Here is a 13,613-nt window from a genome sequence, read left to right on the forward strand (position 1 = left end):
CGCTCCGGGGCCGCGAACGGGCATCGGTATTGTTGAGCCGACCGATTCCCGTCGACAGTAGGAGCGCGCGTGGCCCGGGTGGTTGTGCACGTGATGCCCAAAGCCGAGATTCTCGACCCGCAGGGTCAGGCGATCGTCGGCGCGCTTGCCCGGCTCGGGCACACCGGCGTGTCGGAGGTGCGGCAGGGCAAGCGCTTCGAGCTCGAGGTCGACGATTCGGTCGACGACGCCGCGCTCGCCGAGATCGCCGAGACGCTGCTGGCCAACACGGTGATCGAGGATTGGACCGTTAGCCGGGAGACGCCGTGAGCGCCCGGGTCGGTGTCATCACCTTCCCCGGCACCCTTGATGACGTCGACGCCGTGCGCGCCGTCCGCTACGTCGGTGCCGAACCGGTCAACCTGTGGCACGCCGACGCCGACCTGAAGGGGGTCGACGCCGTCGTGGTGCCCGGAGGTTTCTCCTACGGCGACTACCTGCGTGCCGGTGCCATCGCCCGGTTCGCTCCGGTGATGGGCGAGGTCGTCGCGGCGGCCGGGCGCGGTCTGCCGGTGCTGGGCATCTGCAACGGGTTCCAAGTGTTGTGCGAGGCCGGGTTGTTGCCGGGCGCGCTGACCCGCAACGCCGGTCTGCACTTCGTCTGCCGCGACGTCTGGCTGCGGGTGGCCTCCACCGAGACGGTCTGGACCTCCCGGTTCGACGCCGACGCCGACCTGCTGGTGCCGCTGAAGTCCGGCGAGGGTCGCTATGTGGCCTCCCCGCAGGTGCTCGACGAGCTGGAGGGCGAAGGCCGGGTGGTGTTCCGCTACCTGGACAACCTCAACGGCTCGATGCGCGACATCGCCGGGGTGAGTTCGGCCAACGGCCGGGTGGTGGGGCTGATGCCGCACCCCGAGCACGCCATCGAGGCATTGACCGGGCCCAGCGACGACGGGCTGGGGTTGTTCTACTCCGCGCTGGACGCGGTGCTCGCGGCCTGAGCCCAGCGCCGCGCTAGCAGGTCAGCGCGACCGCGGCTTCGGCGGTGTAGCACAGGAACGTCAGCGTCTCCTGCAGGTAGAGCTGCACGTTCTCGGCGTCATGCGACAGGTAGCCGATCGACACGTCGGTGCCCAGCCGCAGATCGAAGTCGCCGCCGCGGGTGGTCAGCACGAACGCGCCGCCGATCGCCGGCGCCCAGATGATGTCGCCGGTGACCAGCCGGCGCAGGTGCTCGAGGATCGGATAGCCGTGATCGGAGGTCTCGGCGACCTTGGTGTAGGCATCGGCGGACAGCAGCACCGAGTACGGGCCGTCCACCCCGGCCAGCCGCAGCGCCGAGAGCGCCTGGCTGACCACGTCCGGGATGTCCCGCGGGTCGTCCGGCAGCGTCAACTCGGCATTGGAACTCGCGCTGCGGATGCCCTCCACCGAGGCGGCCGGGTAGCCATCGAAGATGATCCGGTCCTCGGCGAACGCCAGCTTCTTGGCGGCGACTTTCACCGGGTCCCAGTCGGCATCCTGCGAACCGCGCTCGACATCGTCGATCTCCGCACGCGACAGGGTGAACGGAACCCGCAGGCGCACCAGCGGTTTGCTGTCGCGCAGGTGCGCAACCACACCGTCGGCCGGGTCACCGATGCCGGTCAGCCGGCCGGTGCCCACCGCGGCCGCCGTCGGGCCGGCCGGCTCGCTCACATCGACGACCCGGCGTCCGGCGATGTGCCGCTTGAACGTTCGGGCCGCCTCCTGCTCGATGTCGGCCCAGGCCGCCTCGGTGACCGGGGCCAGATCGCGATACAGGTTGTTCATTGCGAGATTCCTTTCAGGCTGCCGATATTCAGTGAGCCATCAACGCCGGTGGGTTCGACGGGTTCAGCGGGGGTCAGGGCCGCCGCCAGGCCCGGCAGCGGCGGCGGATCGTCGAGGAAGTCGGCGGTGGGAGTGAAGAACAGCCCGCCGGTGAGCGCGGTGGAGAAGTCCAGGATGCGGTCGGTGTTGCCCGGCGGGTCACCGAGGAACATGTTGCGCAGCATCTGCTCGGTGACCTGCGGGCTGCGCGCGTAGGCGATGTAGTAGGTGCCGGACTCGCCGGCGCCCACCGAGCCGAACGGCATGTTGTGCCGCACGATGTCCAGTTCGTTGCCGTCCTCGTCTTCGATCACGTTGAGCGCGATGTGCGAGTCGGCCGGCTTCACCGCGTCGTCGAACTCGATGTCGTCGGCCTTGGTGCGGCCGATCACCCGCTCCTGCTCGGTGACCGGTAGCGCTTCCCAGGCGGCCATATCGTGGACGTACTTCTGGATGTGCACGTAGGAGCCGCCAGCGAAGTCCGGATCCTCGTCGCCGACGGCGGTGGCGTCCAGCGCCTCGTCGCCGACCGGGTTCTCGGTGCCGTCGACGAAGCCGAGCAGGTCGCGATTGTCGAAAAATCGGAAGCCGTGCACCTCGTCGACCACGGTGATCGCACCGGCCATCGCCTTGACGATGCGGCCGGCGAGTTCGAAGCAGACGTCCATCGTCTCGCCCTTGACGTGGAACAACAGGTCGCCCGGGGTGGCCGGCGCGCTGTGGCGGGGACCGGTCAGTTCGACGAACGGATGCAGCTCGGCCGGGCGGGGCCCACTGAACAGCCGGTCCCAGGCGTCCGAGCCAATCGAGGTCACCAGCGACAGCCGCTTGGTCGGGTCGCGGAAGCCGATCGCCCGGGCGAAACCGGCCAGCTCCGGCAACGCCTCGTGCACGGTCGGCTCACCACCCTCATCGATGGTGGCGACCAGAAAAATAGCCGCACAGGTCAAGGGCGCGATGACGGGCTGAACGGACGGCACGGTATCGACCCTAACGCGCCCGCTGCACCCCAGATGCGAAAGACTTGAGCACATGGCGGCCACCGCAACCGGATTATGCGAGTTCATCGACGCCTCTCCGTCGCCGTTTCACGCGTGCGCGACCGTGGCCGAGCGGCTGCGTGCGGCCGGTTACACCGAGCTGGCCGAGACCGACCGCTGGCCGGCCGCACCCGGGCGGTACTTCCTTGTGCGGGCCGGGTCGCTAGTGGCGTGGAATGGTTCTGCGCACGACGGCCACGCCTGGCCATTCCGGATCATCGGCGCGCACACCGACAGCCCGAACCTGCGGGTCAAGCAGCATCCCGCCCGCGAGGTGGCCGGCTGGCAGCTGGTGGCGTTGGCGCCCTACGGCGGTGCCTGGCTGAACTCCTGGCTGGACCGCGACCTGGGTGTCAGCGGGCGGCTCTCGGTTCAGGCCGGTACCGGAATCACCCATCACCTGGTCCGCATCGACGAGCCGATCCTGCGGGTGCCGCAACTGGCCATCCACCTGGCCGACGATCGCAGGTCGGTCACGCTGGACCCCCAGCGCCACCTCAACGCGGTTTGGGCCGCCGGCGGCGCGCCCCGCGACTTCCTCGGCTACGTGGCCGAACGCGCCGGCGTGGAACCGCGCGAGGTGCTGGGTTTCGACCTGATGACCCATGACCTGGCGCCGTCGGGGGTGACCGGGGCCGGCCAGGAGTTCGTCAGCGCGCCGCGGCTGGACAACCAGGCCAGCTGCTACGCCGGGCTGGAAGCCCTGCTGGCCGGCGAGTCGGGGCCTTTCCTGCCGGTGCTGGCGCTGTTCGACCACGAGGAGGTCGGGTCGACCTCGGATCACGGCGCCCAGTCCGATCTGCTGCTGACCGTCTTGGAGCGGATCACGCTGGCCGCCGGCGGGGACCGGGAGGATTTCCTGCGGCGGCTGGCCGGCTCGACGCTGGCCTCGGCGGACATGGCGCACGCTACCCACCCCAACTACCCGGACCGTCACGAACCGGGCCACCAGATCGCGGTCAACGCCGGGCCGGTGCTCAAGGTGCAACCCAACCTGCGCTATGCCACCGACGGCCGCACCGCCGCGACGTTCGCCCTGGCCTGCCACCAAGCGGGAGTGCCGCTGCAGCGCTACGAGCATCGCGCCGACCTGCCGTGCGGGTCCACCATCGGTCCGATGAGCGCCGCGGCCACCGGCATCCCCACCGTCGACGTGGGCGCACCGCAGCTGGCCATGCATTCGGCGCGTGAGCTGATGGGCGCGCGCGATGTCAGCTTCTATGCGGCGGCTCTGAGGGCCTTCCTGGCTCCCGACTGAGCCGAAATCGGTGCCATACACTGTGGCCGTGACCTCCCCGACCCCGCTCGACACCGTCGAACACGCCGCGGCCACCCCCGATCAACCGCAACCGTTCGCCGAGCTGGGCCTCAAAGACGACGAGTACCAGCGCATCCGCGACATCCTGGGCCGCCGCCCCACCGACGCCGAGCTGGCCATGTACTCGGTGATGTGGAGTGAGCACTGCTCCTACAAGTCCTCCAAGGTGCACCTGCGGTACTTCGGCGAGACCACCACCGACGAGATGCGCAAAGCCATGCTGGCCGGCATCGGCGAGAACGCCGGCGTGGTCGACATCGGCGACGGTTGGGCGGTGACCTTCAAGGTGGAGTCGCACAACCACCCGTCGTACGTCGAGCCGTATCAGGGCGCGGCCACCGGGGTGGGCGGGATCGTGCGCGACATCATGGCGATGGGCGCCCGCCCGATCGCGGTGATGGACCAGCTGCGCTTCGGCGCCGCCGACGCCCCCGACACCCGCCGGGTGCTCGACGGGGTGGTGCGCGGCATCGGCGGCTACGGCAACTCCCTCGGACTGCCCAACATCGGCGGCGAGACCGTCTTCGACGCCTGCTACGCCGGCAACCCGCTGGTCAACGCGCTCTGTGTCGGGGTGCTGCGCAAAGAGGACCTGCACCTGGCGTTCGCATCGGGCACCGGCAACAAGATCATTCTGTTCGGTGCGCGCACCGGCCTGGACGGCATCGGCGGTGTCTCGGTGCTGGCGTCGGACACCTTCGGCGGCGACGAGTCCGGTGCCGGGCGCAAAAAGCTGCCGTCGGTTCAGGTCGGCGACCCGTTCACCGAGAAGGTCCTCATCGAGTGCTGCCTGGAGCTCTACGCCGCCGGGCTGGTGGTCGGGATTCAGGATCTCGGCGGTGCCGGATTATCGTGTGCCACTTCGGAACTGGCGTCTGCCGGTGACGGTGGTATGGCCATCGAGCTGGAGAAAGTACCGCTGCGCGCGGCGAACATGACCCCGGCCGAGGTGCTCTCCAGTGAGTCGCAGGAGCGCATGTGCGCGGTGGTGGCCCCGGAGAACGTCGACGCCTTCATGGCGGTGTGCGCCAAGTGGGACGTGCTGGCCACGGTGATCGGTGAGGTCACCGATGGCGACCGGCTGCAGATCACCTGGCACGGAGAGACCGTCGTCGACGTCCCGCCGCGCACGGTGGCCCACGAGGGCCCGATCTACCACCGGCCGGTGGCCCGCCCGGACACCCAGGACGCGCTCAACGCCGACCGCTCGGACACGCTGCCGAGGCCGGCCACCGGCGAGCAGCTGCGCGCGACTCTGCTTGCGCTGCTGGGCAGCCCGCACCTGTGCAGCCGGGCGTTCATCACCGAGCAGTACGACCGGTACGTGCGCGGCAACACCGTGCTGGCCGAGCACGCCGACGGCGGAATGCTGCGCATCGACGAGACTTCCCGGCGCGGGATCGCGATCTCCACCGATGCCTCCGGCCGCTACACCAAGCTGGACCCCTACGCCGGCGCCCAGCTGGCGCTGGCCGAGGCGTACCGCAACGTGGCCGTCACCGGGGCCACCCCGATCGCGGTCACCAACTGCCTGAACTTCGGGTCGCCCGAAGACCCCGGGGTGATGTGGCAGTTCGCCGAAGCGGTGCGCGGGTTGGCGGACGGCTGTGCGGCACTGGGCATTCCGGTCACCGGCGGCAACGTGAGCTTCTACAACCAGACCGGCGCGACACCGATCCACCCCACCCCGGTGGTCGGTGTGCTCGGCGTCATCGACGACGTGGAGCGACGGCTGCCGTCGGCGTTCGGCGTCGAGCCGGGGGAGACCCTGATGCTGCTCGGTGACACCCGCGACGAGTTCGACGGCTCCATCTGGGCGCAGGTGACGGGCGACCATCTGGGCGGGCTGCCCCCGAAAGTCGACCTGGAGCGCGAGAAGCTGCTCGCCGAGGTGCTGTGCGCGGCCTCCCGCGACGGCCTGGTCTCCGGAGCGCACGACCTCAGCGAGGGCGGCTTGATCCAGGCCGTGGTCGAGTCGGCCATCGCCGGCGAAACCGGTTGCCGCGTCCTGCTTCCCGAAGATGTTGATCCGTTCGTCTTCTTGTTCTCCGAGTCGGCGGGGCGGGCCCTGGTGGCCGTGCCGCGTACCGAGGAGAGCCGGTTCAGGTCCATGTGCGAGGCACGCGGGCTGCCGGTCACCCGGGTCGGCGTGGTGGACCAGGCCTCGCAGGAGGTGGAGGTCCAGGGCCAGTTCAGCGTGTCGCTGGCGGAACTGCGCAGCACGTCCGAGGCAGTGCTGCCGGGGATCTTCGGATAATCGGGGCGCCATGCAGGCACCGGCCAGACACCCGCTGCTGGTGTGGGCATGGGGGCTGCTGCGCCTGAAGTTCGTCGGGGTGGCGTTCGGCGCGCTGTTCTTCTGCCTGTCGCTGACCCCGTCGCTGTTGCCGCGCGACTGGGTGTTCCAAGGGCTGATCGGCGGCATCAACGCCGCCTTCGGCTACGGCCTGGGCGTGCTGATCGGCGCGGTGGCCGACCGGCTCTTGCTCCGCGGCGCGCGGTGGTGGCCGCCGTCGCGGCGGGTGTTGTTTGCGCTGAAGGCGGCCGTCGTGGTGGCGGCGCCGACGGCGTGCGTGCTGATGCTGATCCCGGCCGCCGGCTGGCAACGGCAGGTCTCGGCGTTGCTGGGAATCGAAGGGCCGGCGACGCTGGGCTACCTGCGTACGCTCGGCGTCGCTCTCGGTGTCGCCGCGGCCCTGGTGGCGGCAGTGCGGACGCTGATCGACATCAGCCGGCTGGTGGCGCGGGCGCTGATCCGGCGCTGGCGCCTGCACAACGAGGTCGCCCTGTTCATCGGCACCTCGATCGTCGTGGTCGTACTGGTCACCCTGACCAACGGGGTGCTGATCCGCGGGTTCTTCGCCGGCGCCAGCGCGGTGTTCCAGCCCCAGAACAGCGCCACCAAACCCTGGGCCATCCAGCCGCAGCAGCCGGAGCGCTCCGGCAGCCCGGCATCGCTGGCGCCGTGGGACACCCTGGGCAGCCAGGGCCGCAGCTTCGTCTCCGGTGGCGCGCACGCGGCGGAACTCAGCGCGATCAACGGCCGGCCGGCCCGCGAACCCATCCGCGTCTACGCCGGCCTGCACAGCGCCGATGACGATCAGGCGCGGATGGAGTTGCTGGTCGACGAACTGGAACGCACGCACGCCTTCGACCGCCAGGTGCTGGCCGTGGTACCGACCACCGGCACCGGTTGGGTCAATCCGGTCGCGGCCAACGCGCTGGAGCTGGTGTACAACGGCGACACCGCGATCGTCGCCGTGCAGTACTCCTACCTGCCGAGCTGGATCTCGTTCCTGGCCGACCAGCGCAAATCGATGGACTCCGGCCGGATGCTGGTGCACACCATCGCCGAGCGCTGGCAGCGCCTGCCCGCGCAGCACCGGCCCAAGCTGGTGCTCTACGGCGAAAGCCTCGGGGCGATGGCCGGTCAGGCCGCGTTCGACTGGCTACCCGACATTCCCGAGTTGGGGTTCGACGCGGTGCTGTGGGTGGGGCCCCCGCAGGCCAGCCCGCTGTGGCACGCGCTGCTGGTGCGGCGCGACCCCGGCAGCACCGCGGTGCTGCCGCGCTACGACAACGGCCGTACCGTGCGGTTCTCCCAGGCCACGTTGCCGTCCGAGATCGCCCGGATCGCCGCGCCGCCGTGGGTCGGCCCCCGGGTGTTGTTTCTGCAGCACGCCTCCGATCCGGTGGTTTGGTGGTCACCGGATCTGCTGTTCGCCCGGCCGGACTGGCTCACCGAGCCGCCCGGCCCGGACCGCACCGCGTCCATGCGCTGGTATCCGGTGGTGACGTTCTGGCAGGTCAGCGCCGATCTGGCGCACGGCGAGTCGATGCCGACCGGGCACGGCCACAACTATGCCGACACCATCCTGGACGGCTGGGTGGCCGTGCTGCCGCCGGACGGCTGGCAGGCGGATGACACCGAGCGGATCCGGGATGCGCTGCGGAAGGACCGCGGAACCGAGGGCGCGGTCGCCTAGCCTGCCGCGCCTAGCCTTGAGATGTGCCCGCCCGTGCCCGCGAAGACCCCGCCCAGACCCGCGCCGCCGTGCTGGCGCTCGCCGACTGGTTGCACGATGAGAGCCTGCCCGCCCCGGATCGGGCCGAGCTGGCCGCCGCGGTTCGCCTGACCGCGCGCACCCTGGCCGAGCTGGCCCCGGGGGCCAGCGTCGAGGTGCGGGTGCCGCCGTTCGTGGCCGTGCAGTGCATCGCCGGCCCGCGGCACAACCGCGGCACCCCGCCCAACGTCGTCGAGACCGACCCGCGCAGCTGGCTGCTGCTGGCGACCGGGCTGCTCGCGGCGGACGACGCGACAGCGGCCGGAAAGCTGCGGCTGTCCGGCTCACGGGCCGCCGAGATCGGCGAATGGCTGCCGTTGGTGAAACTCGGCGCCGACAGCCCGTAGACTGAACGCTGTCATCTACGCGCGCCCCCGGGAGCAGACACAACGTGCTTGACCAGCAGGTGGAAGACCCTGACAATCCGCCACGCGAAGAATGCGGTGTTTTCGGTGTCTGGGCTCCCGGTGAAGAAGTAGCGAAGCTCACATATTACGGCCTTTATGCGCTGCAACACCGCGGCCAGGAGGCCGCCGGGATCGCGGTCGGCGACGGATCCCAGGTGCTGGTGTTCAAGGACCTCGGCCTGGTCAGTCAGGTGTTCGAGGAGCAGACGCTGGCGGCCATGCCCGGCCACGTGGCGATCGGGCACTGCCGCTACTCCACCACCGGCGACACCACCTGGGAGAACGCCCAGCCGGTGTTCCGCAACACCGCGGCCGGCACCGGGGTGGCGCTGGGCCACAACGGCAACCTGGTCAACACCACCGAACTGGCCCGCCGCGCCCGCGAACTGGGGCTGATCGACACCCGCCGTCCCGGCGTCGCCACCACCGACTCCGACATCCTGGGCGCGCTGCTGGCGCACGGGGCCGCCGACATCACCTTGGAGCAGGCGGCGCTAGAGCTGCTGCCGACGGCGCGCGGGGCCTTCTGCCTGACGTTCATGGACGAGAACACCCTGTATGCGGCCCGCGACCCGTGGGGGGTGCGCCCGCTGTCGCTGGGGCGGCTGGACCGCGGCTGGGTGGTGGCGTCGGAAACCGCCGCGCTGGACATCGTCGGCGCCTCGTTCGTCCGCGACATCGAGCCCGGTGAGCTGCTGGCGATCGACGCCGACGGGGTGCGCTCCACCCGGTTCGCCAACCCCACTCCCAAGGGCTGTGTGTTCGAGTACGTCTATCTGGCCCGGCCCGACAGCACCATCGGCGGCCGGTCGGTGCACGCCACCCGGGTGGAGATCGGCCGGCGGCTGGCTCGCCAGCATCCCGTCGACGCCGACCTGGTGATCGGGGTGCCGGAGTCCGGCACCCCCGCCGCGGTCGGGTACGCCCAGGAGTCCGGTATCGACTACGGGCAGGGCCTGACCAAGAACGCCTATGTCGGGCGGACCTTCATCCAGCCGTCGCAGACCATCCGTCAGCTCGGCATCCGGCTCAAGCTCAACCCGCTGCGGGAGATCATCCGCGGCAAGCGTCTCATCGTCGTCGACGACTCCATCGTGCGGGGCAACACCCAGCGTGCGCTGGTGCGAATGCTGCGAGAAGCCGGCGCCATCGAGGTGCATGTGCGGATCGCCTCTCCGCCGGTGAAGTGGCCGTGCTTCTACGGCATCGACTTCGCCTCGCCGGCGGAGCTGATCGCCAACGTGGTCGAGGACGAAGCCGAGATGCTCGAGGCGGTGCGGCGCGCCATCGGCGCGGACAGCCTCGCCTACGTCGGGCTGGAGGACATGATCGCGGCCACCGAGCAGCCCCGCTCGCGACTGTGCAGCGCCTGTTTCGACGGCAACTATCCGATCGAGCTGCCCGGCGACAGTGCCCTGGGCAGAAACGTGGTCGAGCAGATGCTGGCCACCACCGCATTGCAGGCCGATGCAAGCGACCCGGCGCTGAGCCAGCCCTAACCAAACCCCGTCTCCCGCAGCACCTCGCGGCCCCAGCCGACGCAAGTATCAACTACTTGACATTAGGTCGGGCGGTCGATAACGTCGGCGCCATCGAGGCTCGTGACCTGAAGACGGACAGGAGTGGTTGTGGCGCGTTTTCCCAAGCCGCCCGAGGGCAGTTGGACCCAGCACTATCCCGAACTCGGTACCGAACCGGTGTCGTACCGGGATTCCATCACGCCGGAGGTCTACGAGAAGGAGCGGGCGGCGATCTTCCGGCGTGCCTGGCTGAATGTCGGTCGGGTAGAACAGCTTCCGCGAAAGGGAAGCTATTACACCAAGGAACTCAAGGTCGTCAACACCTCGATCATCGTGGTGCGCACGACATCTGACGAGGTCAAGGCCTATCACAACGTCTGCCGTCACCGCGGCAACAAGCTGGTCTGGGACACCATGCCGCTGGAGGAGACCAGCGGCAATTGCCGCCAGTTCACCTGCAAGTACCACGGCTGGCGCTATGACCTCGACGGCAATCTGACCTACGTGCAGCAGGAAGAGGAGTTCTTCGACCTGGACAAGAGCCGCTACGGGCTGGTCGGCGTGCACTGCGAAGTCTGGGAAGGCTTCATCTTCGTCAACTTCGCGCGGGAGCCTGAGCAATCGCTGCGCGAATTCCTCGGGCCGATGGTCACGGCGTTGGACGGTTATCCGTTCGGGAAGATGACCTCGAGGTGGCAGTACCGATCGGCCGTCAACTCCAATTGGAAGCTGTTCCTGGATGCGTTTCAGGAGTTCTATCACGCGCCGGTGCTGCACGGGAACCAGACGCCGGTGGCCTTCCGGGTGGCCGCCGAAGAAGCCGGTTTCGAAGCGCCCCACTACCGTCTTGAGGGGCCGCATCGGCTGGTGAGCACCTCGGGCGTGCGGGCCTGGGAGATGCCGGCGGAGATGCGCAAGCCCATCGAGGAGATCTGCCAGAGCGGGTTGTTCGGCCCGTGGGACGCGCCGGACATGGGCCCGATGCCGGAGGGCCTCAACCCCGCCAAATGCGATCCGTGGGGCCTGGATTCGTTCCAGATCTTCCCCAACTTCACGATCCTGTTCTGGGGCCAGGGCTGGTATCTGACCTACCACTACTGGCCGACGTCACATGACTCGCATATTTTCGAAGGGACGCTGTACTTTCCACAGCCGCGCACGCCGCGGGAGCGGGTCGCCCAGGAACTTGCGGCGGTGTCGTTCAAGGAGTACGGGTTGCAGGATGCCAGCACCTTGGAGGCGACACATACGATGCTCGGCACCGGCGCGGTGGACCACTTCCTGCTCAACGACCAGGAGGTGCTGATCCGGCACTTCCACTGCGAAACCGCCAGGTGGTTAGCCGAATACGATCACTCGAACGTGAGGGTGTGAGTGTTGATGACCGCTATGCTGCCGGCGGAGTTCGCCGACCTCGAGCCGTTCAACGACTGGTGTCTCGGGTCTGAACCGGAGCGCTACGCCAAGCGCATGAACAGTTCCATGGCGGACATGCAGGCGTTCTACGACGCCATCACGGCCCGCGCCGAAGACGCACTGGCCTACTGTGACAAGTTCAGTCTCGACGACCTGCCCGAGGACGTGCTGAACCTGATGCACCTGCTGTATTCCATGATCACGGTGGCGTTTCCGGCTGAATCCTGGAAGCAGCCGCGAGTCCCCGACTCGGGTGCCGCCGTCATCGAGTGCGTCTACGAGCCCTTCCCGTGAGCCTTCCGGCAACCACCGTGGTGCGTGCCGCCCGGTGGCTCGATATCGATGCCGGGGTGGTGCGTTCCCCCGCCGTCGTGCTGATCGAGGACGGACGCATCACCGCGATCAATCCCGAAGCGCCGGTTGAGATTTCCGCCGACGACATCGACCTCGGTGACGTCACGTTGCTGCCCGGTCTGATGGACATGGAACTCAACCTGCTCATCGGGGGACCGGGCAGCCCCGAAGGGCTTCCCACACCGCTGCACGGTGTGCAGGACGACCCGGCCTACCGCACCCTACGGGCCGCGGTCAATGCGCGGACCACCCTGGAAGCCGGGTTCACCACCGTGCGCAATCTCGGGTTGATGGTCAAGACCGGGGGCTACCTTCTCGATGTTGCCCTGCAGCGCGCCGTCGACCAGGGCTGGCACGTGGGCCCTCGCATCTATCCCGCCGGTCACGCCGTCACCCCCTACGGCGGTCATCTGGATCCGACGGTCTTCCAGCGGCTCGCGCCGGGTGTCATGCCGTTGTCGGTCGCCGAGGGCATCGCCAACGGCGTACCCGACGTGACCGCCTGCGTGCGCTACCAGATCCGCCACGGCGCCAAGCTGATCAAGGTGTCGGCCTCGGGCGGGGTGATGTCGCACAGCACCTCTCCGGGAGCCCAGCAGTACTCCGATGCCGAGCTGGCGGCGATCGCCGACGAGGCGCACCGCGCGGGGGTGCGGGTGGCCGCCCACGCCATCGGCGACAAGGCGATCCGGGCGTGTATCCGGGCCGGCATCGATTGCATCGAGCACGGCTTCCTGGCCACCGACGCCACCTTGGAGATGATGGTCGAGCACGGTACGTTCCTGGTCTCCACCACCTACTTGACCGACGCGATGGCCGTCGACCGGATCGCGCCCGAACTGCGCAAGAAGGCCGCCGAGGTTTTCCCGAAAGCCAAGGCCATGTTGCCCCGGGCGATCGAGGCGGGCGTACGCATCGCGTGCGGCACCGACGCGCCGGCCATCCCGCACGGCCAGAACGCCAAGGAACTGTCTGCGCTGGTGCAGCGCGGCATGACACCGCTGCAGGCACTGCGCGCGGCGACCGTCACCAGCGCCGAGCTCATCGACGCCGCGGACGAACTGGGGCGGCTGGCGCCCGGCTACCGCGCCGATATCATCGCGGTACCGGGTGATCCGACCCGGGACATCGGCACCACTGGTGACGTGCGTTTTGTCATGAAGGACGGCCGAATCTACAAGCGCAGCTGACCGGGAAGTGAGCACATGGATCTCACCCGCAACACCCTGTGGCTGCTGAAGCAGGCCTTCTACTATTCGCTGACGACCGTGAACGAGGCGATCAGCGATCACGGGGTGAGCACCGCGCAGATCGGGTTGTTACGCCAACTGTCCGGCGAACCCGGGCTGTCCGGCGCCGAGTTGGCCCGCCGGCTGCTGATCACCCCGCAGGGGGTGCAGCTGGCGTTGAGTGCGCTCGAGGGCCGCGGTCTGGTGGAGCGCAAGCAGGATCCTCGGCACGGCCGGATTCTGCGGGCGTATCTCACCGACGAGGGGCGTTCGGTGGCCTCGGCGGTTGTCGCCGACGCGATCGCCGCGCACGACAAGGTGTTCGGGGTGCTGACTGCGGAAGAGCAGGAGACACTGCGCGCGCTGCTGACCCGCGTGGTCGAGCAGGGGACCGGGCATACCCTGTTCGGCGACCATGTAGAGAGCTGACCGCAA

13 protein-coding genes are annotated in these 13,613 nt (G+C 69.0%); 11 read left to right on the forward strand and 2 right to left on the reverse strand.

The features are described from left to right. Positions 1-69: 69 nt before the first annotated feature. Both purS and purQ read left to right on the forward strand, forming a co-directional pair. Positions 70-309 (forward strand): phosphoribosylformylglycinamidine synthase subunit PurS, encoded by a 240-nt coding sequence (purS, locus tag A5648_RS05050; protein ID WP_065023487.1) that lies wholly within the window; start codon positions 70-72, stop codon positions 307-309. Further along, a complete protein-coding gene (gene purQ / locus A5648_RS05055; RefSeq protein WP_065023488.1) occupies positions 306-980 on the forward strand; it encodes a phosphoribosylformylglycinamidine synthase subunit PurQ in 675 nt (224 codons plus the stop codon). The genes purS and purQ overlap by 4 nt, the downstream gene beginning before the upstream one ends. Positions 981-993: 13 nt before the next feature. On the opposite strand, the gene A5648_RS05060 is transcribed toward purQ, so the two are convergent. After that, complete coding sequence (locus A5648_RS05060; protein WP_065023489.1) at positions 994-1,791, reverse strand: family 1 encapsulin nanocompartment shell protein; 798 nt, start codon at positions 1,789-1,791, stop codon at positions 994-996. Next, positions 1,788-2,810 carry a Dyp-type peroxidase gene (locus A5648_RS05065; protein WP_065023490.1) on the reverse strand — a complete coding sequence of 341 codons (1,023 nt, stop codon included), beginning with the start codon at positions 2,808-2,810 and terminating at the stop codon, positions 1,788-1,790. Before A5648_RS05065 ends, A5648_RS05060 begins: the two co-directional genes overlap by 4 nt. Positions 2,811-2,862: 52 nt before the next feature. Between A5648_RS05065 and A5648_RS05070 the strand changes: the two genes are divergently transcribed. The 9 genes from A5648_RS05070 to A5648_RS05110 all read left to right on the forward strand — a co-directional run bounded on the left by A5648_RS05070 (position 2,863) and on the right by A5648_RS05110 (position 13,607). Next, complete coding sequence (locus A5648_RS05070; RefSeq protein WP_065023491.1) at positions 2,863-4,128, forward strand: M18 family aminopeptidase; 1,266 nt, start codon at positions 2,863-2,865, stop codon at positions 4,126-4,128. 10 nt (positions 4,129-4,138) lie between these two features. Further along, positions 4,139-6,445, forward strand: coding sequence for a phosphoribosylformylglycinamidine synthase subunit PurL (gene purL, locus A5648_RS05075; protein WP_065023492.1), 2,307 nt, complete (start codon positions 4,139-4,141; stop codon positions 6,443-6,445). 10 nt (positions 6,446-6,455) lie between these two features. Beyond that, positions 6,456-8,174, forward strand: a complete 1,719-nt coding sequence (locus tag A5648_RS05080; RefSeq protein ID WP_065023493.1) for an alpha/beta hydrolase — start codon at positions 6,456-6,458, stop codon at positions 8,172-8,174. A gap of 23 nt (positions 8,175-8,197) precedes the next feature. Beyond that, positions 8,198-8,599 carry a sterol carrier family protein gene (locus A5648_RS05085; protein WP_065023494.1) on the forward strand — a complete coding sequence of 134 codons (402 nt, stop codon included), beginning with the start codon at positions 8,198-8,200 and terminating at the stop codon, positions 8,597-8,599. A gap of 44 nt (positions 8,600-8,643) precedes the next feature. Continuing rightward, a complete protein-coding gene (gene purF, locus A5648_RS05090; protein WP_065023495.1) occupies positions 8,644-10,158 on the forward strand; it encodes an amidophosphoribosyltransferase in 1,515 nt (504 codons plus the stop codon). Between the two features lie 129 nt (positions 10,159-10,287). Further along, the gene (locus A5648_RS05095) at positions 10,288-11,553 is read left to right on the forward strand and encodes an aromatic ring-hydroxylating oxygenase subunit alpha (protein ID WP_065023559.1); all 1,266 of its coding nucleotides are present in this window, start codon (positions 10,288-10,290) and stop codon (positions 11,551-11,553) included. A 6-nt stretch (positions 11,554-11,559) separates the two neighbouring features. After that, positions 11,560-11,889 carry a hypothetical protein gene (locus A5648_RS05100; RefSeq protein ID WP_065023560.1) on the forward strand — a complete coding sequence of 110 codons (330 nt, stop codon included), beginning with the start codon at positions 11,560-11,562 and terminating at the stop codon, positions 11,887-11,889. Next, a complete protein-coding gene (locus A5648_RS05105) occupies positions 11,886-13,139 on the forward strand; it encodes a metal-dependent hydrolase family protein (RefSeq protein WP_065023496.1) in 1,254 nt (417 codons plus the stop codon). The genes A5648_RS05100 and A5648_RS05105 overlap by 4 nt, the downstream gene beginning before the upstream one ends. 15 nt (positions 13,140-13,154) lie before the next feature. After that, positions 13,155-13,607 (forward strand): MarR family winged helix-turn-helix transcriptional regulator, encoded by a 453-nt coding sequence (locus tag A5648_RS05110; protein WP_065023497.1) that lies wholly within the window; start codon positions 13,155-13,157, stop codon positions 13,605-13,607. Positions 13,608-13,613 lie beyond the last annotated feature (6 nt).

This window comes from Mycolicibacter sinensis (assembly GCF_001673565.1).
Taxonomy (GTDB): domain Bacteria; phylum Actinomycetota; class Actinomycetes; order Mycobacteriales; family Mycobacteriaceae; genus Mycobacterium; species Mycobacterium sinense_C.

Excerpts from the sequence above, each read along its gene's own strand:
- A5648_RS05070 (WP_065023491.1), top strand. The coding sequence starts at position 2,863 with ATGGCGGCCACCGCAACCGGATTATGCGAGTTCATCGACGCCTCTCCG.
- A5648_RS05110 (WP_065023497.1), top strand. The coding sequence starts at position 13,155 with ATGGATCTCACCCGCAACACCCTGTGGCTGCTGAAGCAGGCCTTCTAC.
- A5648_RS05080 (WP_065023493.1), top strand. The coding sequence starts at position 6,456 with ATGCAGGCACCGGCCAGACACCCGCTGCTGGTGTGGGCATGGGGGCTG.
- A5648_RS05060 (WP_065023489.1), bottom strand. The coding sequence starts at position 1,791 with ATGAACAACCTGTATCGCGATCTGGCCCCGGTCACCGAGGCGGCCTGG.
- A5648_RS05100 (WP_065023560.1), top strand. The coding sequence starts at position 11,560 with ATGACCGCTATGCTGCCGGCGGAGTTCGCCGACCTCGAGCCGTTCAAC.